This is a genomic window from Providencia sp. PROV080, assembly GCF_033688105.1.
Taxonomy (GTDB): domain Bacteria; phylum Pseudomonadota; class Gammaproteobacteria; order Enterobacterales; family Enterobacteriaceae; genus Providencia; species Providencia zhejiangensis.
Map to the genome: position 1 here is coordinate 1181656 of NZ_CP096346.1, position 24444 is coordinate 1206099.

Sequence of the window (24444 nt, forward strand, 5' to 3'; positions counted from 1 at the left end):
GGTTAAGCGACTAAGCGTACACGGTGGATGCCTAGGCAATCAGAGGCGATGAAGGACGTGCTAATCTGCGAAAAGCGTCGGTAAGGTGATATGAACCGCTATAGCCGACGATGTCCGAATGGGGAAACCCAGTGCAATTCGTTGCACTATCGTTTGATGAATCCATAGTCAAACGAGGCGAACCGAGGGAACTGAAACATCTCAGTACCTCGAGGAAAAGAAATCAACCGAGATTCCCCTAGTAGCGGCGAGCGAACGGGGAGCAGCCCAGAGTCTTAATCAGCATCAGCATCAGGAGAACGGTCTGGAAAGTCCGGCAGTAAAGGGTGATAGCCCCGTATCCGAAGGTGTTGGTGTTGTGAACTCGACGAGTAGGGCGGGACACGTGTTATCCTGTCTGAATATGGGGGGACCATCCTCCAAGGCTAAATACTCCTGATTGACCGATAGTGAACCAGTACCGTGAGGGAAAGGCGAAAAGAACCCCGGCGAGGGGAGTGAAATAGAACCTGAAACCGTGTACGTACAAGCAGTGGGAGCCCCATCACTCAAGTGCCTCGGCAATTGAGTGAGGGTTTAAACAACCACCACAAGAACAGCGCAGGATTTGCAAACAAGATTGGCTGATTTTTTCAAGCCGCAGCGCAGTGTACATAGAAGTACACGAGCAGCGGAAGTTAAAAAATCGGGCAAGATTGGCCGCAAAGACAAGCGGGACATTTGAGGATGGGGTGACTGCGTACCTTTTGTATAATGGGTCAGCGACTTATATTCTGTAGCAAGGTTAACCGTATAGGGGAGCCGTAGGGAAACCGAGTCTTAACTGGGCGATTAAGTTGCAGGGTATAGACCCGAAACCCGGTGATCTAGCCATGGGCAGGTTGAAGGTTGGGTAACACTAACTGGAGGACCGAACCGACTAATGTTGAAAAATTAGCGGATGACTTGTGGCTGGGGGTGAAAGGCCAATCAAACCGGGAGATAGCTGGTTCTCCCCGAAAGCTATTTAGGTAGCGCCTCGTGAACTCATCTTCGGGGGTAGAGCACTGTTTCGGCTAGGGGGTCATCCCGACTTACCAACCCGATGCAAACTACGAATACCGAAGAATGTTATCACGGGAGACACACGGCGGGTGCTAACGTTCGTCGTGAAGAGGGAAACAACCCAGACCGCCAGCTAAGGTCCCAAAGTCATGGTTAAGTGGGAAACGAAGTGGGAAGGCTCAGACAGCCAGGATGTTGGCTTAGAAGCAGCCATCATTTAAAGAAAGCGTAATAGCTCACTGGTCGAGTCGGCCTGCGCGGAAGATGTAACGGGGCTAAACCATGCACCGAAGCTGCGGCAGCGACATTTAGATGTTGTTGGGTAGGGGAGCGTTCTGTAAGCCTGTGAAGGTGTGCTGTGAGGCATGCTGGAGGTATCAGAAGTGCGAATGCTGACATAAGTAACGATAATGCGGGTGAAAAACCCGCACGCCGGAAGACCAAGGGTTCCTGTCCAACGTTAATCGGGGCAGGGTGAGTCGACCCCTAAGGCGAGGCAGAAATGCGTAGTCGATGGGAAACAGGTTAATATTCCTGTACTGGTGATAATTGCGATGGGGGGACGGAGAAGGCTAGGCTGGCCGGGCGACGGTTGTCCCGGTTTAAGGATGTAGGCAGGTGAATTAGGCAAATCCGGTTCACTATATGCTGAGGTCTGATGACGAGTCACTACGGTGGCGAAGTAGCTCATGCCCCGCTTCCAGGAAAAGCCTCTAAGCTCTAGATTATCATTAATCGTACCCCAAACCGACACAGGTGGTCAGGTAGAGAATACTCAGGCGCTTGAGAGAACTCGGGTGAAGGAACTAGGCAAAATGGTGCCGTAACTTCGGGAGAAGGCACGCTGGCGCTAGGTGAAGTCCCTCGCGGATGGAGCTGAAGCCAGTCGCAGATACCAGCTGGCTGCAACTGTTTATTAAAAACACAGCACTGTGCAAACACGAAAGTGGACGTATACGGTGTGACGCCTGCCCGGTGCTGGAAGGTTAATTGATGGGGTTATCCGTAAGGAGAAGCTCTTGATCGAAGCCCCAGTAAACGGCGGCCGTAACTATAACGGTCCTAAGGTAGCGAAATTCCTTGTCGGGTAAGTTCCGACCTGCACGAATGGCGTAATGATGGCCAGGCTGTCTCCACCCGAGACTCAGTGAAATTGAACTCGCTGTGAAGATGCAGTGTACCCGCGGCAAGACGGAAAGACCCCGTGAACCTTTACTATAGCTTGACACTGAACATTGAGCCTTGATGTGTAGGATAGGTGGGAGGCTTTGAAGTGTGGACGCCAGTCTGCATGGAGCCAACCTTGAAATACCACCCTTTAATGTTTGATGTTCTAACGTGGCCCCATCATCTGGGGTGCGGACAGTGTCTGGTGGGTAGTTTGACTGGGGCGGTCTCCTCCCAAAGAGTAACGGAGGAGCACGAAGGTTGGCTAAGCATGGTCGGACATCATGCGGTTAGTGCAAAGGCATAAGCCAGCTTGACTGCGAGAGTGACGGCTCGAGCAGGTACGAAAGTAGGTCTTAGTGATCCGGTGGTTCTGAATGGAAGGGCCATCGCTCAACGGATAAAAGGTACTCCGGGGATAACAGGCTGATACCGCCCAAGAGTTCATATCGACGGCGGTGTTTGGCACCTCGATGTCGGCTCATCACATCCTGGGGCTGAAGTAGGTCCCAAGGGTATGGCTGTTCGCCATTTAAAGTGGTACGCGAGCTGGGTTTAGAACGTCGTGAGACAGTTCGGTCCCTATCTGCCGTGGGCGTTGGAAGATTGAAAGGGGCTGCTCCTAGTACGAGAGGACCGGAGTGGACGCACCACTGGTGTTCGGGTTGTCATGCCAATGGCACTGCCCGGTAGCTAAGTGCGGAAGAGATAACCGCTGAAAGCATCTAAGCGGGAAACTTGCCTTGAGATGAGTCTTCCCTGACTCTTTAAGGGTCCTAAAGGAACGTTTAAGACTAAGACGTTGATAGGCTGGGTGTGTAAGCGTAGCGATACGTTGAGCTAACCAGTACTAATGAACCGTGAGGCTTAACCTGACAACACCGAAGGTGTTTTAGAGAGAACGTTGTGAAGCGCACACAGAGTGCGAGAAATTAGCTTGTTCAAGATTGCTGTTCTGGTTGGTGCAAGCCGACGGGAACGAAAACCGAATTTGTCTGGCGGCAATAGCGCGGTGGTCCCACCTGACCCCATGCCGAACTCAGCAGTGAAACGCCGTAGCGCCGATGGTAGTGTGGGGTCTCCCCATGTGAGAGTAGGGAACTGCCAGACATTAAATTAAAGACTTATTGCGAAGCGATAAGCAGCCGTTAGGCGAAAGAATAGTGGAGCGGTAGTTCAGTTGGTTAGAATACCTGCCTGTCACGCAGGGGGTCGCGGGTTCGAGTCCCGTCCGTTCCGCCACTTATTAAGCCCCGTGAGATTTCTCACGGGGCTTTTTACTATTTGTAAAATCAGTTTTGCTCTGCAATTTCTTTGCTCATGGTTTCCTTATTTAGCCGTTATAGTGAATGATAAGAAGGCATCTTGTAATATTCTATAAAGCACTCAAAAATGGTTAGTATACAGTCATTATAAGGGGGGTTAGTCTTAACTTCATAAGATATAACATGATAGCTTTGATATACTACAAGCCATGTCGTTTCTAAACTTGTTAGAATACGGTTAACTTCTCATTTTTGTAGGGATTTAAAACGTGGCGAAAAGAACCTATTCTGTTAGATATATTGCAGGTCAACCCGCTAAACGTATCCAACCCATGCCTGTACATATGTTAGGAGAATCACTACCCGTCGGATTACCTTTATTTGCAGCAGGTGAAACCTTAGATGTTCTGACATGGAATATTTATAAGCAGCAACGTCCAAATTGGAAGATTGTGCTAGATGAGCTTGTTAAAGGTAAAAAGCTGATCCTACTGCAAGAAGCACAAATGTCCCCAGAGCTTGTTTCATTTGCGGCATCGCATCAATTAATTGCAGACCAAGTGCCTGCTTTGCCTTTCTCTCCGCATCCTGCTGGCGTAATGACACTTGCGACTTCTCATCCTATATATTGTTGTCCACTACGAGAAAAAGAGCCTTTATTGCGTTTAGCAAAATCTGCATTAATAACGGTGTATCCGCTGCCGAATGGAAAGCATCTGATGGTGGCGAATGTACATGCGATTAACTTTAGTTTTGGGGTCGATGTTTACACACGACAATTAAGTAAATTAGGTGACCACATTGCTAAACATGTTGGTCCTGTACTGCTAGCTGGTGACTTTAATGCTTGGAGTCGGCAAAGAGTGAATGCATTAAAACGCTTTGTGAGGAGTGTTGGGTTAAAAGAAGTTGGCTATGATCATGACCAACGAACTAAAGCCTTTGGAAGACCTTTAGATTATTTATTTTATAGAGGGCTGAAGGTAAAGGATAGCTACGTTACAAATACCGATGCTTCGGACCATAACCCGATTATAACTCAATTTGAACTCGTTTAGTTTTATTGGCGTTAACCGTCTCTTTTTCTAATTGTTATTTTCACCTTATACTTTAGTGGTATTCTTATTATGCAGAAGTGAGTTTAATATCTTCAACTCTTCTTTATAGCACTTTTCTCGATAGACTCGTTACCCCGATTAAGAAACCGGTTAGTAATAGCCAAGTTAATATTGATAAGAGCAAAAAATAGCTCCCCCATCCCGTTCATTGCTGCATCTCGAATCTTTTATCGTAAAGGTATCATTAAACCAATTACTGCCAATACAGAGACGATTTGGCTATTGATATTTGAGATAGGGATTAACGGCATATTGCGATTATAAAGAGATATATAGAGTAATAGATAAGCAACACTATCTTATTATCCATAATATTGGAGATGAAAAAATTTTATAAGATGTATTATTTCATTGTTAAATTGTTGGTCGTTACAGAGGGCACAATAAACAAATCTAAAAAAGAATATTATTATTTCATTAAGTGATAAATTATATGATTAATTATAATTAAATTGATTCTCCATCGGTTGATATATTTATCATCGTGATTAATATATATTTTTTAAATTAACATTAATTGCCAAATATATGAGTGGCGAATTATTGAATATCAGCTATATTTACTTAGTCATACGCTGTCTATTTAAAAACTATTTAAATATAGGTGGTTAATAATATGAAAAATATCATAATAGTTGGTGGTGGGACAGGTGGTACAATGTTAGCCAACATTTTAGCTAGGAAATTAAATAACGATATTTTTGCTAAGAAAATAAAAATAACATTAGTTACTGATAATCCTATTCATTATTACAAACCTGCCTTTATGTATATAGCATTTAATTTGTTTTTTAAAGATGAGCTAAGTCGTCATGAGCGTTCATTATTAAGGCCAGAAATAGATTTGGTTATCGATAAAATCGATGCATTTGATTTTAAAAATAAAGAGTTAAAATCACGTAGTGGTAAAGTTTTAAATTATGATTATCTTGTTATTGCAACAGGATGTGTTCCTAGACCGGATAGAATTGAAGGATTAAAAGAAATAGGTCATCATTTTTATGCTTATGATCCCGCGAGAAAATTAGCCGATCAATTATCTAAAATTGAAAAAGGTCGGATTTTTATAACGGTATCTTTTCCTGAAACACCGAATGTCCCTCATCAATGCGGTATTGCGCCCATGGAAACAACGCTTATGCTAGATGAATTTTTACGTAAGCGGCGTGTGAGAGATAATATTGAGATTGTCTATACTTACCCTACAGTATCTCAATTATTACGTAATTGTCTTTTCCTTCAACAACCTGTTTGTGAAGCGATTCCTGAAATTTTTAATATAAAGAATATTAAATCTCAACGTGGCTTTACTTTAAGTAAAGTTGACCCAGATAAAAAGGTCGCTTATTCAAAAGAAGGTGATGAACAGCCTTTTGATATTTTAATTAGTACGCCGCCAATTACTGCGGTAGAAGCCGTCGTGAATACAGGTTTAAGTGAACATAATAATGGTGAAGGTTGGTTGCCAACTGATCATGAAACGCTACAAGTTTACGGTACGGAAGGTGTCTATGTTATTGGTGACACTGTTGATTTACCCATAAGTAAGGCGGGTGGTAGCTGCCATAATCAGGCTGCAATTATCGCTGATAATATCGTTGGCGAATTGACTTACGGTTACCCAGCGGCAATTTATGACGGCCGAGTTCAAGCTGTTGCACAAATGGGGCTAAATGCAGGGATGCCTTTACAGTACGACTATAAACATGATGTGTTGCCGATACCTGCGACTAAAGTGGGGGGATTGCTCCGAAATGGTTTCAATAGGGGAATTTATTGGGCTGCTATTCGTGGATTAGTGTAGGAGGGTCATGATGATGTCAAATGAAAATACACAAGCGAAACTTATTGAATTACTTAATTCAGAGTCTGCGGATCATTTAGCTGAAAAAATTTCCCCACTTCTACATTTAAAACGTTTGGACAATATTGTTGACCTGTTGTCTTTACTGTCTGACCTTGTGGATATTCTCGATTTAGGCACAGTTGAAAAATTAGCTAATTCATTTGAAGACACGTTAACGCCGGTTTGGGAGTTAGGAACAGCGTATAACATGGCTAAGATGGAAGCTATTTATGATAATAAAGATCAAAGTTTTCGTTCGGTTTATAGCTTATTAAAAGATCCAAATACATTACGGGGAGTGAGCATCCTATTAAGGACCTTGCAGATTATGGGGTCTAGGATACCTCAATCTAGTGACAAGTAATTTTAGGAGAGTGGTATGAGCTTAGATACAAAAAATGCATTTGATACTCGTATAATACACAGCTTTTATAACCAGAGGGAAAATAAAGGTTCATTAATACCACCTATATACCAAACTGCAACCTATTCGTTTAAAGATGCAGAAGAGGGAGCAGCTTGTTTTAGTGGTGAGAAAGAAGGTTTTATCTACACAAGAATTAATAACCCAACCTTAGATTTATTAGAAAAGAGAATTGCTGATTTAGAAGAGGGAGAAGCCGCGATTGTGTTTTCTTCAGGTATGGGGGCCATTACGTCAACTTTTTGGTCTTTAATGAATCCTGGGGATGAATTGTTGGTCGATATGACTGTTTATGGTTGCACTTATTCTTTCTTTCATCACGGATTGGAACGATTTGGTGTTCGTGTGCGTCATATTGATATGAGCAACCTTGAAACTGTAGCGCAATCAATCAGCGAAAATACGCGCATGATATTCTTTGAATCACCCGCTAACCCTGATATGCGTTTAGTGGATATAAAAGCCGTCAGTGAGCTAGCTAAAAAAAATAATATCATGGTCGTCGTGGATAATACGTATTGTACCCCTTACTTACAAAAGCCAATAACATTAGGTGTTGATATTGTTATTCACTCGCTGACTAAGTACATGAGTGGCCATGGTGATGTCGTCGCTGGCGCAGTGATTACGACAAAAGAGATAGCCAAACAAATTAGGTTAGTTGGCTTAAAAGATATGACAGGGGCATGTTTATCGCCACATGATGCGAGTTTGATTATACGCGGGATGAAAACGTTACCTATTCGCATGGAGCGTATAGTGAAAAATGCTCAGCGAATCGCACAATATTTAGAATCCCATCCGCAGATTGAGTTTGTGGTCTACCCTGGTTTAAATAGCTTTAAACAGTATGAATTGGCCTGCCGGCAGATGAAGCTGCCAGGTGGGATGATAGCATGCGAAATAAAAGGTGGGATTGAATCTGGTAAGCGTTTTTTAAACCGCTTAAATCTGTTTTCTCGGGCTGTAAGTTTAGGGGATTGTGAATCTCTAGCACAGCATCCCGCCAGTATGACTCATTCGACGTATACACCTGAAGAACGGTTATTTTATGGCATTAGTGATGGCTTAATTAGATTATCGATTGGGTTGGAAGACGTTAATGATTTGATAGCAGACCTTGATCAAGCTCTGCAATTAGAAAGTTAAAAGAAAACGCCCCTGAAGTTTAGCAGGGGCGTTATTTGATGTTGTGTTCTATTTAATGCGCTATGGTTAATTGTTATTTGTTTGGTTATGTTGGAATGAACGCATAATAAAATAGGCGACAGTGAGTATTACAACCCAAATACAGCCAACCAGTAAAGCCACTTGTGTTTCTTTAAAGAAGCCAAGTAATGCGATAACAAATACCATAAATGCAATTGTTATTGCAGGACCTATTGGCCAGAATGGCACTGGGAATTTAAGTTTCTTAACGTCTTCTTTGCTCATTTGTCGGCGCATCGCAACTTGTGAAAGCAAGATCATTAACCATACCCAGACAGTTGCAAAAGTCGCAATTGACGCAATAATCACGAAAATTCGCTCAGGTAGAAGGTAATTTAGATAGACACCGAGGAGCATGACAACGGACATCACAAGCACGGTCACCCAAGGTACACCATTGCGGGTGAGTTTAGTGAAAACTCTTGGGGCTTGTTTATCTTGAGCCATACCATACATCATTCGACCCGCACCAAAAATATCACTGTTAATGGCGGAAATCGCCGCGGTAATCACCACGATATTAAGTATGTTGGCAGCAGAAGTAATATTTAAGCTAGAAAAAATTTGTACGAATGGACTGCCATTTTGCCCGATTTGGTTCCATGGGTAGATGCACATTAAAATAAAGAGTGTTAATCCATAGAATAACAAGATACGAATCGGCACGGCATTGATTGCTTTCGGGATGGTTTTTTCTGGGTTTTGTGCTTCACTAGCTGTGATACCAATGACTTCAATACCACCAAATGCAAACATGACAATAGCTAAAGAAGCGATGACACCCGCGATGCCATTCGGCATGAAACCCCCGTGTTCCCAGAGGTTTTGAATACCAACAGCATGGTCAGTTTCTTTGCCAAAACCATAAAACATTAAGAACGCACCACCGACAATCATTGCAATGATCGCCGTGACTTTCACGATGGATAACCAGAATTCTAGCTCGCCGAATATTTTAACGTGGCATAGGTTTAGTGCACCAATAAATAACACAATGCTTAGCACCCATATCCATTGGTCTACATGCGGGAACCAAAAGCCCATATACATACCGAAAGCGGTGATATCCGCTAGGCAGACAACAAGCATTTCGAAAACATAGTTCCAACCAGTTAAAAAGCCAGCTAGTGGGCCCATATAATGGCTTGCATAGTGGGAGAATGAGCCTGGAACAGGGTTATGAACAGCCATTTCACCGAGCGCGCGCATGACCATAAAAACGGCGGCCCCACCAATCATATAAGCAATTAAAACGGCTGGGCCTGCTGCTTGTATCGCTGACGCAGAACCATAAAACAGGCCGGTACCAATCGCTGACCCTAAAGCCATAAAGCGAATGTGTCTGACACTCAATCCCTTTCTGAGTTGATTTGTTTTACTACTTTGCATTTTGTTTCCTGTCTTAAAATTACCGAATATTGTTCCGGTTTTTTCTCTATTAGATGCACTTTGTTGAAACCAAGCTGATTACATTACCATAAAGCGTATGGTTCGCGGGATAGATATCTTGCAATATACGCGCCATACACCAAATTATATGAAGTTCACGAGGCGAAAAGATTTTGAACGAATAACGCGTGCAGTTGAATGGGACATTCTCGTTGTCGTTCGCATGCAACTTGCATGCGTTAGAGTATATAATACGCATGAAGCTGACAATGCTAGAGAGAATTATGAAATACCCAATTAATGAAATTTTTCAAACGTTACAAGGGGAAGGTGTGTTTACTGGCGTTCCCGCCGTATTTATTCGCTTACAAGGCTGTCCTGTGGGATGTAGCTGGTGTGATACAAAACATACTTGGGATAAAGACGCTGACAAAGAAACAACACTTGGCGATATCGTCGTGAAAACGATGGATACAGATTCATGGTCGTTGGCCAATAGCCATGAATTGATTGCTCTTATGCATAAGCAAGGGTATACGGCAAAACATATTGTCATTACGGGTGGCGAGCCATGTATTTATGACCTCGTACCTCTGACGACGGAATTAGAAAACCAAGGTTATCAATGTCAAATTGAAACCAGTGGTACGTATCCTATTCAATGTTCCAGTCAAACCTGGGTGACGGTGTCGCCAAAAGTGGCTATGAAAGGTGGGTTACAGGTACTGACGGAGTCAATCAATCGAGCGAATGAAATCAAGCATCCAGTTGCGCGTGAAAAAGATATTGAAGAGTTGGATAATTTATTATCAAAACGCACAGAAAAAAGTGCTGCGGTTGTTGCGTTACAGCCGATTAGCCAAAAAAGCGCAGCCACTAAGCTATGTATTGATACCTGTATTGCGCGAAATTGGCGACTTTCCATTCAAACACACAAATATCTCAATATCGCCTGATGTGCCGCGATGTTCACGGCATATCAGTGAATGACTATTCGCCGCGATAAATACATCCAGCATTACAGGTTTCTTTCACCGTTACGGCGCTTAATAAAGGTAATAGGGGTTTGGTTTTATGCCAAATCCAACTTGCCAAGACTTCACTGGTTGGGTTTTCGAGGCCTTCAATATCATTTAAATAATAGTGATCGAGCTGATCTAAAATTGGCTTAAACGCTTCTTTAACATCACTAAAATCAATTAGCCAGCCTGTTTTCTCATCGATTTCACCTGTGAGCTCTAGTCTCACCATGAAAGAATGTCCATGGAGGCGCCCGCATTTGTGACCTTCAGGAACATAAGGAAGCCTATGGGCTGCTTCAAAATGAAAATCTTTATAGATACTTGTTCTCATAACCAACTCCGTATAAATCAAAACGCAGTGTATTCTACTGAAATTTGTGCTCGGAGCATCTTATTTTATCGAATTATTGCTAACCATTTTTATGAGTATGATTCACTAGCTATTTTCATTAGGCTTTTTAGCTATTAGTTATGGCGATCGTTTCTTATCCCGTTTAGCAAGGGTGTTATAACCTGACAAACTATCGGGGTAGTAATTTTAGATAAGCAACTCTGGGGTTATAGAATAATGACAAAAAAACAGTCTCCCATATCGGCATTGCCAATATCGGTGGAACAACTTTCACGTTTGCAGACGGCTGTCGATGACTTTTCATCTCACCAACTCGCTTGGTTGTCTGGTTATTTGTGGGGAATGGTTAATCAAAATACAGTCACTAACGTGCCTATGAGTGCTGAAGTACCACAAGATGAAACTATTACGATTATTTCAGCTTCACAAACAGGGAATGCTCGACGTTTGTCTGAGCAACTGAGAGAACGACTCATAAGTGAAAAACTGAATGTCAACTTAGTTAACGCGGGAGATTATAAATTTAAACAAATCTCACAAGAAAAAGTGTTAGTCATCGTAGCATCAACTCAAGGAGAGGGAGAGCCTGCCGAAGAAGCGGTTGCTTTATATAAGTACTTGCATTCTAAAAAGGCACCCAATTTGAGTGGTACGGTATATGCTGTTTTTGCTTTAGGTGATTCTTCTTATGAAAAGTTTTGCCAAGCAGGGAAAGATTTTGATACTCAATTATCGCAATTAGGCGCGACATCATTACTTGAGAGGATTGATGCCGATGTCGAGTATCAATCCATCGCTGAAGCATGGATTGAGGATTTGACGCAGCGCCTTAAAGAGCGAGTGCCTACGCAAAGTGATCAGCAATTGGTGGTAACCCAAGCGGGCAGTGTTGATGAAATACATTCATCGCCTTATACAAAGACAGCGCCTCTGACCGCGTCATTACTCGTCAATCAAAAAATTACTGGGCGTGGATCGCTAAAAGATGTTCGTCATATTGAAATCGACCTTGGCGATTCAGGGTTACGTTATCAACCGGGAGATGCTCTCGGTGTGTGGTTCGATAATGATTCAGCCCTTGTCGATGAATTGATAGGCTTATTATGGCTGACAGGTGATGAACCAGTTCAGGTGGCTGAACAATCATATCCATTACGTGATGCATTGATACACCATTTAGAATTGACTCAAAACACCCATCTAATTGTTGAAAAATATGCCAATTTAGCAAAGGACGATGCATTACTTGGTTTGATCAGCGATAAACAAGCACTGTTACATTACGCTCAGACAACCCCTATTGTTGATATGGTTAGGCAGGCTGCTTCTCAGCCGACAGCCCAAGAGTTTGTTGATATTCTTCGGCCGATTACTCCAAGACTGTATTCAATTGCCTCTTCACAAGCGGAAACAGAGGATGAAGTACATGTCACTGTAGGGGTTGTACGTTATGACATTGATGGACGAGCTCGTACGGGTGGCGCTTCTGGTTTTTTAGCTGATCGCCTTAAAGAAGGTGACGAGGTACGTATATTCATTGAACATAATGATAACTTTCGCCTTCCAGCTGACACCTCGAAACCCGTCATTATGATAGGCCCAGGAACCGGTATCGCTCCATTTAGAGCCTTTATGCAGCAACGTGATAATGAACAAGCGACAGGTAAAAACTGGTTGTTTTTTGGTAATCCTCACTTTGTTGAAGATTTTCTCTATCAAGTGGAATGGCAGCGCTATGTCAAAGATGGCTTATTGACCAACATTTCATTAGCTTGGTCTCGAGATCAAGCCCAAAAAGTTTATGTGCAGGATAAGTTACGCGAACAAGGGGAAGAGGTATGGCGCTGGATTGAAGATGGCGCACATATTTACGTCTGCGGCGATGCGAATCACATGGCACGTGATGTGGAACATGCGTTGTTGGATATTATTAGCCAATACGGCAACATGGATAGTGAATCGGCAGATGAGTTTTTGAGTGAGCTGCGCGTAGAGCGCCGGTATCAGAGGGATGTCTACTAATGAGCGATAAAAAATACGGGCCTTTGGTCGTAGAAGGCAAACTGGCTGATAGTGAGCGTATGAAAAATAATAGTCATTATCTGCGTGGAACTATCAAAGAAGACCTTAAAAATGGGCTGAGTGGGGGTTTTGAGGGGGATAACTTTCTGCTCATTCGCTTCCACGGTATGTATCAGCAAGATGATCGCGATATTCGCGCGGAACGGGCGGAGCAAAAATTAGAACCTCGCCATGCGATGATGCTACGCTGCCGATTACCTGGTGGAATTATTACGCCGAAGCAATGGTTGGACATCGATAGATTCGCCTCTGAGCATACGTTGTACGGTAGTGTGCGTATTACTAATCGGCAGACCTTTCAATTTCATGGCATTTTAAAAGGGGATGTCAAGCCAGCGCATCAGATGTTACATCACGTCGGGTTGGATGCCTTAGCAACGGCCAATGATGTCAACCGTAATGTGTTATGTACATCTAACCCTGTGCAGTCTGAGTTGCATCAGCAGGCGTATGAATGGGCAAAAAAAATATCGGAGCATCTATTGCCTAAAACCAATGCTTATGCGGAGATTTGGCTTGATAAAGAGAAAGTCGCAACCACAGATGAAGAGCCTATATTAGGGAAAACCTATTTACCGAGAAAATTCAAAACATCGGTAGTGATCCCACCCTTAAATGATGTAGATCTACATGCTAACGACATGAATTTCATAGCGATCGCTGAAAATGGTGAGCTTATCGGTTTTAACGTACTGGTTGGTGGTGGTTTAGCCATGACTCATGGTGATACAGCAACTTTTCCACGGTTAGCCAGTGAGTTCGGGTTTATTTATTTGAAGGATACGTTAGCTGTTGCGGAAGCGATTGTGACGACTCAGCGCGACTGGGGAAATCGTACTGAACGTAAAAACGCCAAAACAAAATACACTCTTGAACGGGTTGGTGTAGAAACATTTAAGCAAGAAGTAGAACGGCGTTCGGGAGTGACATTTGAAGCCATTAGGCCTTATCAATTTACTCAACGTGGTGATCAAATTGGTTGGCTAAAAGGGATAGATAATCATTGGCATTTAACGTTATTTATTGAAAATGGCCGCCTGATTGATTTACCTAATAAGCCCCTAAAGACAGGTGTAGCAGAAATTGCAAAAATTCATCAAGGGGATTTTCGTTTAACGGCAAACCAAAATTTAATTGTTGCTGGTGTACCTGAAACGGAAAAAGCCCGTATTGAGGCGATTGCCCGTGAACATGGTTTGATGAGTGCAGAAGTGACTGCGCAGCATGAAAACTCAATGGCTTGTGTTTCTTTCCCAACGTGTCCACTGGCGATGGCAGAGGCCGAGCGTTTTTTACCTGAATTTGTCACTGAGGTTGAAAAAATCATGCAATCACACGGCATTGGTGATGAGCATATTGTTTTACGCGTTACGGGGTGCCCAAATGGATGTGGTCGAGCAATGCTGGCGGAAGTTGGGCTCGTGGGTAAAGCACTCGACAGATACAATTTACATTTAGGGGGAAACCGGATTGGTACTCGCATTCCTCGTATGTATCGTGAAAACATTAGTTCAACCGAAATTTTATCTCTTTTAGATACCTTGATTGGTGATTGGGCTAGAGGGCGTCAAGCACAAGAAGGATTTGGTGATTTCTTAATACGCACGGATGTGGTGAAACCAGTACTGAACTCTGCGGTTGATTTCTATGAGGTTAAGGAGGCCGTATGAGCCAGCTTGAACTCGCTGAGGTATTAAAATTAGACAAAGCAGAACAAGACGAGTATTTATCTGCATTTAATGCCCAGTTAGAAAAATATGATGCTATCAAACGAATCGAATGGACAATGAACCATTTACCTACAGCGTTTGTATTGTCATCGAGTTTTGGAATACAAGCCGCTTTAACGCTACATATGGTCACTCAAGTCATTCCTGATATTCCAGTGATCCTCACCGATACAGGGTATCTTTTCCCTGAAACCTATCGTTTTATTGAGGAATTGACGGAAAGGCTGAGGTTAAATTTGCATGTTTACCGTTCGCCATTGTCTCCTGCTTGGCAAGAGGCTGTTTATGGGCGCTTATGGGAACAAGGACTATCAGGAATCGAGCAATATAATCAAATCAATAAAGTTGAGCCGATGAACCGTGCTTTGCAGGAATTGAAAGCACAAAGCTGGTTTTCTGGATTACGTAGAGAGCAGTCGGCGAGTCGTGCTATGTTGCCGGTATTGAATATAGGTAAAGGGATATTTAAAGTCTTACCTGTTATTGATTGGAATAATCGGCAAGTACATGAGTATCTGACACAGCATAACCTACCTTATCATCCATTGTGGGAACAAGGATATTTGTCCGTGGGGGATACCCACACCACTCGAAAATGGGAACCGGGTATGAGTGAAGAAGAAACCCGCTTCTTTGGTTTAAAGAGAGAATGTGGGCTTCATGAAGGTTAAGCGATATCAATATATTGAGTGGCTGACTACTAAATTAGCCACTCAATATCATCATTAATTTATTCTAGAATAAGTATTTAAATCTCACTCTTGTGCCGTAACGATCTTTGTCGCTATTTTTCACTTCAATATCTTTTCCATCAATGACTGAATAGTATGCCCCGATATAAATTTTAAAATTATTCATATCAAGTATATCCGGTAACTCATAAGAGGTATAAAGGGTATGAATATCATATTTGCCAGGACCAAAGATGACTTCATTATCAATATTGTTATCATAATTTAATGCATAGGATTTGATGTCATTATGAGCGTAGATATACCCTAACTGTAAACGACGCCATAGAATATTTGCACCTGTCGTAAAATCAGTTTCATGACTGGCATCTAAATAGGCGGTATTCCAATTTATCGTCAAGCCATTGGTTGGATCATTTTTTAAATTATTCCAGCCCAATGTTAAGCCATAGCCATTGCGTTTAGACTGATCTTTAAATTGGCCTGTGTTTTTATCTTCATAACCATAGGCATTATTCACGATATTGCTTTCTAGCGCAGCAGCAATTTTAAAGCTATCTTTTTCCCAAGCGATAACAGGACGGACATAGACAACATTCTTTTTATTAATCAGTTTTCGTCCGTGGTACTCACTATTGCTAAAGATACTGGTACCATCTTCAATAAGCAGGTTTGTTTCGAAATACCAATTGTCATATTTCGTATTAAACATCATGCTGCCGCCGCTATTGGTTCTTCCTCGACCTTCTTTCATCATATAAATGTAGCCAAACCCATCGCTATAGGTGTCATTGGCGGTATTGCCTGAATACTCAACAAAGGTATCTTGATTTAATGGGAACATATCATAGGCTTCATAGCGACCGAGCTTTATTTGCCAACTCTCTTTTTTACCAAAATGAAATTCAGCATCATCTAAGCTCACATCTCCATCAATTTTAGCGAGAGGTTGGACAGAAAAACCCGCATAGTTTTTATTATCTAATACTCGTTCACCATCTAAACCGATTAGAATTCGTCCATTGATTCCCCATTTATCATAGTCACCAAAATCTTTGTCTTTTCCTGCCTGGGTATTAATTGAAGTAAGTTGTCCTTTTTTACTAGCAATATCTGTATTAAATTCGACATCACCATACAACTTAAGGGTTCCATATTGACTATTGGTTTCAATTAAATTAGGCGCTTCAGGTGTTTTTTTAGTCACTATTTGTTGGTCATTAGCAGGTTGACTAATCGTAGCATTATTCTTTAATACATTTTCTAAATGGGCAGCTTTTTGTTCAGCAAGTTCGGCTCTTTTTTCAGCTGCAAGGGTTCGTTGTTCTAATAGGGCTAAACGTTGTTCTATTGATAGAGAGTTTGTATTAGCTAAGGTTATTGTTGGTACAGTTAATCCCAAGCTAATAGCAATAGCGAGTAGTTTCATATTCATTCTTTATTCCTTTTATACCTAAGTGGGAAATATATTTCCCACTTGATATTTTATTATTGGAGTAGTGTCTGTATATTTATTTCAGTCAATGAGTTTACTTCCAGATCTGCTTCGGGTAATAACCCTTCAGCGATAATACCAATAGCATAAATCCCTGCTTTCTTTAGAGATTGTATTCCTGCTATTGAATCTTCAAAGCCAACACAAAATTCTACGGGGACATGAATAAGTTGTGCTGCCTTTAAAAATATTTCTGGGTCAGGCTTTCCTTTTGCTAAGGATTTAGGGTCAACAATAGCTTGAAAATAACTATCAATATTTAATTTCTTTAATATCGTTGGTGCATTCTGAGATGCTGAAGCGATAACACAAGGAATATTGTATTGATAGGCCTGTTCAATTAATTCTAACACGCCAGGTAAAATATCTTTTGGCGTAATGTTATCCAATAACTTCACATAGTAGTTATTTTTTCTTTCTGATAATTCACTTTTCTCTTGAGCAGAAAAAAGGTTTTGCTTATTACCATAATTTAATATTTTATCTAATGATTCTGTTCGGCTAATACCTTTTAAGGTTTGATTGAACTCTTCATTAATGTCAATACCAATTTCATTCGCTAATTTCTTCCATGCTAAATAGTGATAGCCAGCGGTATCCACAATAACGCCATCTAAATCGAATATCAGACCTTTAACCATTAGTTTTATCCTCATTGAAGTTTAAACAAAAAGCCGTGTTATCAATAAGGTGATATTGATGATGATTAATGGATATTATGCAGGCTTTATCGCTCGTAACAGTAATGTCATTATGAGTTAGGTTAATGTGATACAAAACATTTTGATGGTTTAAATGGAAACTCAGTCTCTGCCATTGGTTTGGCAATGATGGTGTAATATTGAGAGTATCTTGACGAATATCCACACCCGCATAAGCCATAATCGTGGTATTTAACGTTGCGGCCATGACACCGGTATGAATTCCTTCAGCAGTTGTTCCACCTTGAATATCATTGTAGTCTGAATATAAGGCATCCTGATAAAGTTTCCATGACAGGTCATGTCTTTGTATTTGTTCGGCTAAATAGGCATGAACAATACGAGATAACGTTGAACCATGAGACGTTCGTTCAAGATAATACTGAAGGTTTTTTTCAGCGAAATCGTCAGACAATGAGTAGCCTAGAGACTCAATTAAGAATTTGACGGTCGCTTTATCTAGATTATTAAATAACATCAGCGTATCGGCTTGTTTAGCGACTTTAAAATCATCGGCTGACTTATTTTCTTTACGCAATATCCGATCCATACGATAAATATTGCCATATTTTTGGCGATAGCTTTCCCAATCCAATTCATTCAACGAAAAGTAACCTGAAAATTGTTCAATCACTTCATCTTGATTAAGCGTAACGGCCAGTTGGGTTCTAATATGGTTAAGTTGCTGGATGAGATCTGCATCAAAGCCCAATTCAGTGAATTTATGGGTAAAGTGGCTATTGCTATACAGTGTCACTATTTCATTAAATAGCCATGCGACCATTAAATTGGTATAGGCATTATCTTTTAAACCACCTTCTTGTGAGTCAGAATATTTTTCATGGAATTCATCAGGTCCCATAACGCCACTAATATGAAAACGCTGATCTCGTTCATCAAATTGGCATAGGCTTACCCAAAATAAGGTAATTTCATTGAGTAATTCTAAACCGTAATCCGCCATAAATTGATGATCAAGAGTATTGCGCCAATATAGCCAGACGTTGTAAGCAATCGCTAATGAAACATGGCGTTGACGGCAACTATGATCCGGATCCCATTGTCCAGAGAGTGGATTGAGATGTAGCACTTGTGTTTGTTCACTACCATCATGCCCTGATTGCCATGGGAACATGGCTCCTTGAAAACCTGCCGCTTTGGCTGCTGAACGCGCCGTTTCTAAACGATGATAGCGATAGAGTAAAAGTTGGCGAGCGGTGTTAGGAAAATGCATGATATAAAAAGGCAGTATGAAAATTTCATCCCAGAAAATATGCCCTCTATAGGCTTCGCCGTGTAAGCCTCTTGCTGTTACAGATACATCTAATTGATGTTTTTCATTACTAAATGGTGAAGCCGATGCAAGCAGATGGTAGGTATGTAAACGCAACAATTTTTGTGTCATTAAATCGCCTGAAACAACAATATCAGCGCTATTCCATAAGCTTGCCCATGCTTGTTTAGTCTCTAATAATTGCGCTTTTAAGGTAGGAAGTTGCCAGTTTACAATTTCATGCCAATGATGTGGGTAGGCGGTAGAGGTTGTCATAGCAACACATTTTTCTAATGTATAGCTGATATTTTGTTTGGCATTAAAAGTAATTGTTTGATCAACCACGGATTCAGAAATATGGCAAACAATGTCTTTGTCTGTAAAAAAATCACCATAAATATTTGAGGTCAAACCTATCCCTATTTTTGACTGATTTGTTTCTGCTAATAGGTAAGCTGTTTGTTGTTTTGCACCTGTTTTTAACACATGGTAATGATGTTGATTAAGACTACGATAACGTTCCACTCCGGCGTTAACCGTATTTCCTTCTAATCTGGTGACTACGGTTATTTCCGCGGAGAAATTTAATGGCGTAAATTGGTAGTGAAGACAATAGTGGGACATATCCGCCATATTGGTAAACTTGAAGCAGCGAATACTCAATTGTTTTCCATCCGCGGTTTTAATCAGCCAATCAGATGACATCACTCCGGTTTTCATGTCTAAATGACGGGTGAGGCGGTGAGTCGTTACGTTATTAGGATGAATATAATCAGAGTCACCGATTCTAAGGGAGATAAATTGTCCATTCGGCGCATTAACGAAATCTTCATTAATAACTTGATGATCACCTATTTGGGATGTTGCTTGATTATATAATCCTGCCACATAGGTTGCTGGGTAGTAATTTTTGCTGGCGGTCATTTCAGGTAATGTGCCGCGTAGTCCGATATAACCATTTGCAACAGTCAATAGTGACTCTTGGCAATATTCATCTTTACCTGACGTTAGCCCTGAATATTCGATAGACCATGTAAATTCATTTTCTTTATCAGCTAATTTTTCCGCTATATTCGTTAACTGATTTAATGAGTTCGTTTTTTCTATAATAAAAGGAGAGTTAAACGTCTCAGAGAAAAAGTTTGCTAAGTTAATTGTTTTATTATCTTTTGTTTTAATAATAGCATTTTTTTCAGCATCCGGATCAAAAGGAGGAGCTATAATACCTCCATGCATCAGAGGAAAGTCATTTTTTATTTTCTCAACAACGTTTAACCAGTCATGATAAGTATTATTTAAAAAATCAAATGAGTAATGTTGTTTTTTATTTTTGTCTTCAACAGACACGCTGATATCTGAAAAAATAATAAGTAAGTAATTCATAATAAACCTTAAATTTAATGATACATTAATTAGCTTGTAGCGTGCCTTTTCTTTCTTTATAGCGATAGGCAATAATCGTTAACCCAATCGGAACGATAATAGAAACAATCATGGCAAATAGATAAACTAACCAATAAGTAGGCTGTATCGATAAAATGCCAGGTAAACCACCAACGCCAATACCATTTGATAACACATGATTTAAACCGCAAATCAACCCCGCAAGCGCGGATCCAATCATTGCGCATAGCATTGGAAATCCATATTTTAAGTTAACCCCATACATGGCGGGTTCGGTGACACCTAAATAAGCCGAGATAGCCGCAGGAATAGTAATTTCATGTTCATTGACTTTACGACTGACAATGATAATACCAACAACCGCAGATGCTTGAGCAATATTAGAGAGCGCAATAATTGGCCAAATAGGTGTACCGCCATAGCTCTGAGTCATTTGTAGATCAATGGCTAAGGTTGTGTGATGTAATCCGGTAATCACCATTGGCGAATAGAAGAAACCAAAGATAGCAGAGCCAATAGGGGCGAAGTCACCTAACATTAATAATTTGATTATTTCAGCGATACCATTACCGATCCCTCTGCCTATTGGGCCTAAAATAACATGGGCAACAAAAACAGAAACAATTAGGGTAACGATTGGAACAATAACCAATTTTAAATAATCGGGGATATAACGGCGTAAGCGGGTTTCAAACCAACCTAAAAATAATCCAGCCAAAATAGAAGGAATGACTTGAGCTTGATAGCCTACTTTCGCAATGGTAAATAATCCAAAGTTCCAAATATCAGGCACTTGGGAACCTAAATTATAGGCATTCATCAGCTGAGGTGACACTAATGTAATACCAAGTACTAAACCGAGAGCTGGGGTACCCCCCATTTTTTTAGTACTAGACCAACAAATACTCACGGGTAAAAAATGGAATATCGCTTCACAAGGTAACCATAGAAATTCATAGATAGGTTGTAGCCAAGGATAAAAATAGGTTAATGGTTTATTTTCTGATATCGGCATTTCACCGATGACATTGCGTAAACCTAAAAGTAAGCCCCCACAAATTAAAATTGGTAATAAAGGAACAAATATTTCAGCCAAATTAGCTATTAGTCTTTGCCAAAAGCTCATGTTTTTTTTGGCGTCAGATTTGACCTCATCTTTGCTTTTTGTTTTTAACTCTAAACAATTAGAAAGTGTTTTATAGTAGCTTTCAACTTCTATACCAATAATAACTTGAAATTGACCTGCATTATTAAAACAGCCTTTAACAAAAGGAATTTGTTTTATTTTATCTATATCAGCAAGATTGGGATCATTAAGGACAAAGCGTAACCTTGTTAAGCAGTGAGAAACACTAATGATATTATTTTTACCGCCAATCAGCACAATAAGCTCTTCAATGGCTTTTAAATCTTTGGCACTAGACATATTCATTTTCTCGTGATGGTTTCGTTTTTTTTAATATATATCGTTATTTGACTTATTCAAACGGGAACGTTCCCATAACTAGACGATGATCACATGTCATTATCATTAATTATTGAAAATTATTAATTTAAGCTGTCGCTAGAAATAATGATTTTTTGAGGGGGAATTGTTTCTTTTTGCATTTTGATCAATATATTAGCTGCTTCTTTCCCACTTTCTCTAAAACCTAAACGGTAAAACTTAGTTTGAGGAAATAAAAATGTCAGTAAGTCGTTGCGACCAATACAGGCAACATCAATATGTGTCATTTTTTGTTCAGACAAATATTTTTGAACGCCAAATGCTAAAGAATCTGTTGCGCATAAGATAGCTTGTGGGGATGTCGTGACTATTTCTTTAGCGAGCAGGTAACCACTTTGATAATTTAGCTCACCTAGACGTGCATGAGGGGTTAAATGATGCTGTTCGCAATATTGTAAGTAGGATTGATAACGAAGTAAGCCCGTTGTTTCATCATGAATATTGATCCCAACATAACTGATTTTGTCATGTTTCTTTTGTCCATGAAAATAATGCATTAAGTTTTTAACTGCATTGTCATCGTCGTGACAGATTGAAACAAACCCTTCTAATGGTCGTGCAATGACCACCATTTTTTGCTTCCATTCGACCAATTTATTGGTATCTATACCTGAAAAAGCGAAGAGCACAATACCGTCAACTTTTTGACGAGCAAGCATTTTTAAATGTTCTTCTATTTTCTCTTGCTTAAACTGGGTTTCTAAAATAATTGGGTCGATATTATTTTCATAGAAAATAGGTAGCATGGAGCTGACAGCTTGGTTTTCTGCATAAGAATCTAGACGAGTCATGATGATGCCAAAAGAACGATTTGAGTATCCTCGCATCGCACGAGCCGATTTTGATGGCGTAAATTGATATTTTTTGATTATTTGATTAACTTTTTGTCGAGTTTCTTCATTAACCATTGGATCTTGATTAATGACACGTGAAACCGTTGATTTACCTACACCGCACAATTTTGCTATATCATTGATGGTTAATTTTTTTTTATCAGTATTTATCATGATGTTTCGTCTTAATTGGCTGAATACTTATAAAGGCTAAATAATTTATATTTTTGTTCTATTGATGATCTTAGTCTAACTCATTTTTTTCAAGATATTTGTATAAAAGAAGCGATCAACATCCGTTATCACCCTTCTCCGTATTCACTGACCTATTTGGTCTCTGCCATTGACTCAGTAATGACTTATTCCTTTGCGTTACATCTAATGAATTTTTGGCATTTCATAACCCAACTTGCACGCCATATAGTCAATTTAAATCGTTGTCATAAAAAAGTGATATAACACCGGAAGAGTAAGATGGAATATTTACCGTTATTTGTGGATCTGCGATCCCGTAAAGTTGTGCTAGTTGGCGGTGGTGATGTTGCGGCACGTAAAGCAGAGCTGTTACTGAAAGTCGATGCAGCGCTTATGGTCATATCTCCTACATTAAGTCCGGTTTTACAACGTCTTTATGAGCAAAAAAAATTTATCTGGGTTAAGGAAGAGTATCATTTTTCTCATATCGAAAAGGCTTATCTCGTGATCGCTGCAACAGACCAACCTGCATTGAATGAGAAAGTTTTTCATGATGCGGAGTCACAACAAATTTTAGTTAATGTTGTGGATGAGAAACCATTATGTTCTTTCATTGTTCCGTCAATTATTGACAGAGACCCCGTCGTTATCGCCATCTCATCTGGGGGAACAGCGCCGGTTCTTGCTCGCTTATTGCGTGAAAAACTTGAAGCCATGTTGCCGAATTCGTTAGGGCATATGGCAAAAATAGCAGGGCGGTGGCGAGAAAAAGTCAAATCATCGATAACGAGCATGCGTGAACGAAAACGCTTTTGGGAAAAAAGCTTTAATGGTCGTTTTGCATCGTTAGTTGAAAAAGGTCAACTCCTTGAAGCCGAACAGCAATTAGAGAAGCAATTATCTGAAAGGGATAATAGCGGCGAACTTATCCTAGTAGGCGCTGGGCCTGGTGATGCGGGCTTGTTGACGTTAAAAGGCTTGCAAGTTGTGCAAAACGCGGACGTTGTTTTATATGACAACTTAGTCAGTGAGGAAGTACTTGATTTAGTGCGACGAGATGCAGACAAAATCTGTGTCGGAAAGCGAGCTCATCATCACTCGGTTTCACAAGAAGAAACGAATGCATTAATCGTCAAATTGGCTAAACAAGGAAAAAAAGTTGTTCGATTAAAGGGGGGGGATCCGTTTATTTTCGGGCGAGGTGGTGAAGAGCTTCAGGTTGCGGCAGAAGCTCAAATTCCTTTCCAAGTGGTTCCTGGTATTACAGCCGCGATTGGTGCAACCGCCTATGCGGGGATCCCGCTTACACATAGAGAACATGCTCAAAGCGTCACGTTTATCACGGGTCATTGCAAAAATAATGGTAACGACCTTGACTGGCCAGCACTGGCTAGCGGACATCAAACATTAGCTATCTATATGGGAACGGTAAAAGCTGAATATATCAGTAAACAACTGATTGAGTTTGGACGTTCTCCAAACACACCTGTTGCGGTCATTGGTTGCGGAACACGCAATAATCAGCAGGTGCTTAGCGGGCAGTTACATGAATTAGAGACACTTGCTCAGCAAGCACCTTCCCCTGCTTTATTGGTGATTGGCGAGGTTGTTGCATTGCATCAACAATTAGCTTGGTTTGGTCATCATGGCGTGGAAAACAGATGGCGTTCCGCCGTGCTGGAATTGGCTTAAAAGG

Annotated in this window: 16 protein-coding genes, 1 tRNA gene and 2 rRNA genes; 12 read left to right on the top strand and 7 right to left on the bottom strand. The window is 40.8% G+C overall.

Going from position 1 to position 24444, the window contains the following annotated elements; translation table 11 throughout:
* The 7 genes from M1F03_RS05090 to megL all read left to right on the top strand — a co-directional run bounded on the left by M1F03_RS05090 (nt 1) and on the right by megL (nt 8013).
* Nucleotides 1–3086, top strand: a 23S ribosomal RNA gene (locus M1F03_RS05090).
* A gap of 119 nt (nt 3087–3205) precedes the next feature.
* Nucleotides 3206–3321, top strand: a 5S ribosomal RNA gene (gene rrf / locus M1F03_RS05095).
* 55 nt (nt 3322–3376) lie between these two features.
* Nucleotides 3377–3453, top strand: a tRNA-Asp gene (locus M1F03_RS05100).
* Nucleotides 3454–3745: 292 nt separating this feature from the next.
* Nucleotides 3746–4534 carry an endonuclease/exonuclease/phosphatase family protein gene (locus M1F03_RS05105; RefSeq protein ID WP_163860776.1) on the top strand — a complete coding sequence of 263 codons (789 nt, stop codon included), beginning with the start codon at nt 3746–3748 and terminating at the stop codon, nt 4532–4534.
* Between the two features lie 676 nt (nt 4535–5210).
* Nucleotides 5211–6398 carry an FAD/NAD(P)-binding oxidoreductase gene (locus tag M1F03_RS05110; protein ID WP_196714205.1) on the top strand — a complete coding sequence of 396 codons (1188 nt, stop codon included), beginning with the start codon at nt 5211–5213 and terminating at the stop codon, nt 6396–6398.
* A 13-nt stretch (nt 6399–6411) separates the two neighbouring features.
* Nucleotides 6412–6804, top strand: a complete 393-nt coding sequence (locus M1F03_RS05115) for a hypothetical protein (protein WP_154623490.1) — start codon at nt 6412–6414, stop codon at nt 6802–6804.
* A gap of 15 nt (nt 6805–6819) precedes the next feature.
* Entirely contained in the window at nt 6820–8013 is a 1194-nt protein-coding gene (gene megL, locus M1F03_RS05120; protein WP_154623488.1) for a methionine gamma-lyase, read from the top strand.
* 66 nt (nt 8014–8079) lie between these two features.
* Here megL and M1F03_RS05125 read toward each other — a convergent pair whose 3' ends face one another.
* The gene (locus M1F03_RS05125; RefSeq protein WP_154623487.1) at nt 8080–9462 is read right to left on the bottom strand and encodes an amino acid permease; all 1383 of its coding nucleotides are present in this window, start codon (nt 9460–9462) and stop codon (nt 8080–8082) included.
* 284 nt (nt 9463–9746) lie between these two features.
* Here M1F03_RS05125 and queE point away from each other — a divergent pair, with 284 nt between their 5' ends.
* Nucleotides 9747–10418 carry a 7-carboxy-7-deazaguanine synthase QueE gene (gene queE, locus M1F03_RS05130; RefSeq protein ID WP_154623486.1) on the top strand — a complete coding sequence of 224 codons (672 nt, stop codon included), beginning with the start codon at nt 9747–9749 and terminating at the stop codon, nt 10416–10418.
* A 34-nt stretch (nt 10419–10452) separates the two neighbouring features.
* On the opposite strand, the gene queD is transcribed toward queE, so the two are convergent.
* Entirely contained in the window at nt 10453–10815 is a 363-nt protein-coding gene (queD, locus tag M1F03_RS05135) for a 6-carboxytetrahydropterin synthase QueD (protein WP_154623485.1), read from the bottom strand.
* A gap of 237 nt (nt 10816–11052) precedes the next feature.
* Here queD and cysJ point away from each other — a divergent pair, with 237 nt between their 5' ends.
* The 3 genes from cysJ to M1F03_RS05150 are packed head-to-tail and all read left to right on the top strand — an operon-like array spanning nt 11053 to nt 15319.
* Complete coding sequence (gene cysJ, locus M1F03_RS05140) at nt 11053–12858, top strand: NADPH-dependent assimilatory sulfite reductase flavoprotein subunit (protein WP_251463686.1); 1806 nt, start codon at nt 11053–11055, stop codon at nt 12856–12858.
* Nucleotides 12858–14588, top strand: a complete 1731-nt coding sequence (cysI, locus tag M1F03_RS05145; RefSeq protein WP_318840093.1) for an assimilatory sulfite reductase (NADPH) hemoprotein subunit — start codon at nt 12858–12860, stop codon at nt 14586–14588. The genes cysJ and cysI overlap by 1 nt, the downstream gene beginning before the upstream one ends.
* The gene (locus M1F03_RS05150) at nt 14585–15319 is read left to right on the top strand and encodes a phosphoadenylyl-sulfate reductase (RefSeq protein ID WP_251463690.1); all 735 of its coding nucleotides are present in this window, start codon (nt 14585–14587) and stop codon (nt 15317–15319) included. Before cysI ends, M1F03_RS05150 begins: the two co-directional genes overlap by 4 nt.
* Before the next feature lie 64 nt (nt 15320–15383).
* On the opposite strand, the gene M1F03_RS05155 is transcribed toward M1F03_RS05150, so the two are convergent.
* The 5 genes from M1F03_RS05155 to treR form a co-directional block, all read right to left on the bottom strand.
* On the bottom strand, nt 15384–16775 hold the full coding sequence (locus M1F03_RS05155) for a carbohydrate porin (RefSeq protein ID WP_250000071.1): 1392 nt from the start codon (nt 16773–16775) through the stop codon (nt 15384–15386).
* Nucleotides 16776–16828: 53 nt separating this feature from the next.
* Nucleotides 16829–17476 carry a beta-phosphoglucomutase gene (gene pgmB / locus M1F03_RS05160; RefSeq protein ID WP_251463692.1) on the bottom strand — a complete coding sequence of 216 codons (648 nt, stop codon included), beginning with the start codon at nt 17474–17476 and terminating at the stop codon, nt 16829–16831.
* On the bottom strand, nt 17469–20192 hold the full coding sequence (locus M1F03_RS05165) for a glycoside hydrolase family 65 protein (protein WP_251463693.1): 2724 nt from the start codon (nt 20190–20192) through the stop codon (nt 17469–17471). The genes pgmB and M1F03_RS05165 overlap by 8 nt, the downstream gene beginning before the upstream one ends.
* Before the next feature lie 25 nt (nt 20193–20217).
* A complete protein-coding gene (treB, locus tag M1F03_RS05170) occupies nt 20218–21639 on the bottom strand; it encodes a PTS trehalose transporter subunit IIBC (protein ID WP_154635559.1) in 1422 nt (473 codons plus the stop codon).
* 122 nt (nt 21640–21761) lie between these two features.
* On the bottom strand, nt 21762–22727 hold the full coding sequence (gene treR / locus M1F03_RS05175) for a trehalose operon repressor TreR (RefSeq protein ID WP_154622372.1): 966 nt from the start codon (nt 22725–22727) through the stop codon (nt 21762–21764).
* A gap of 300 nt (nt 22728–23027) precedes the next feature.
* Here treR and cysG point away from each other — a divergent pair, with 300 nt between their 5' ends.
* A complete protein-coding gene (cysG, locus tag M1F03_RS05180) occupies nt 23028–24440 on the top strand; it encodes a siroheme synthase CysG (protein ID WP_154622371.1) in 1413 nt (470 codons plus the stop codon).
* The last annotated feature ends 4 nt before the right edge of the window (nt 24441–24444 follow it).

What these genes read in the sequence shown, in the direction of transcription:
- M1F03_RS05110 (WP_196714205.1), top strand. Translation starts at nt 5,211, where the DNA reads ATGAAAAATATCATAATAGTTGGTGGTGGGACAGGTGGTACAATGTTA.
- M1F03_RS05115 (WP_154623490.1), top strand. Translation starts at nt 6,412, where the DNA reads ATGTCAAATGAAAATACACAAGCGAAACTTATTGAATTACTTAATTCA.
- megL (WP_154623488.1), top strand. Translation starts at nt 6,820, where the DNA reads ATGAGCTTAGATACAAAAAATGCATTTGATACTCGTATAATACACAGC.
- M1F03_RS05125 (WP_154623487.1), bottom strand. Translation starts at nt 9,462, where the DNA reads ATGCAAAGTAGTAAAACAAATCAACTCAGAAAGGGATTGAGTGTCAGA.
- queE (WP_154623486.1), top strand. Translation starts at nt 9,747, where the DNA reads ATGAAATACCCAATTAATGAAATTTTTCAAACGTTACAAGGGGAAGGT.
- queD (WP_154623485.1), bottom strand. Translation starts at nt 10,815, where the DNA reads ATGAGAACAAGTATCTATAAAGATTTTCATTTTGAAGCAGCCCATAGG.
- cysJ (WP_251463686.1), top strand. Translation starts at nt 11,053, where the DNA reads ATGACAAAAAAACAGTCTCCCATATCGGCATTGCCAATATCGGTGGAA.
- cysI (WP_318840093.1), top strand. Translation starts at nt 12,858, where the DNA reads ATGAGCGATAAAAAATACGGGCCTTTGGTCGTAGAAGGCAAACTGGCT.
- M1F03_RS05150 (WP_251463690.1), top strand. Translation starts at nt 14,585, where the DNA reads ATGAGCCAGCTTGAACTCGCTGAGGTATTAAAATTAGACAAAGCAGAA.
- M1F03_RS05155 (WP_250000071.1), bottom strand. Translation starts at nt 16,775, where the DNA reads ATGAATATGAAACTACTCGCTATTGCTATTAGCTTGGGATTAACTGTA.
- pgmB (WP_251463692.1), bottom strand. Translation starts at nt 17,476, where the DNA reads ATGGTTAAAGGTCTGATATTCGATTTAGATGGCGTTATTGTGGATACC.
- M1F03_RS05165 (WP_251463693.1), bottom strand. Translation starts at nt 20,192, where the DNA reads ATGAATTACTTACTTATTATTTTTTCAGATATCAGCGTGTCTGTTGAA.
- treB (WP_154635559.1), bottom strand. Translation starts at nt 21,639, where the DNA reads ATGTCTAGTGCCAAAGATTTAAAAGCCATTGAAGAGCTTATTGTGCTG.
- treR (WP_154622372.1), bottom strand. Translation starts at nt 22,727, where the DNA reads ATGATAAATACTGATAAAAAAAAATTAACCATCAATGATATAGCAAAA.
- cysG (WP_154622371.1), top strand. Translation starts at nt 23,028, where the DNA reads ATGGAATATTTACCGTTATTTGTGGATCTGCGATCCCGTAAAGTTGTG.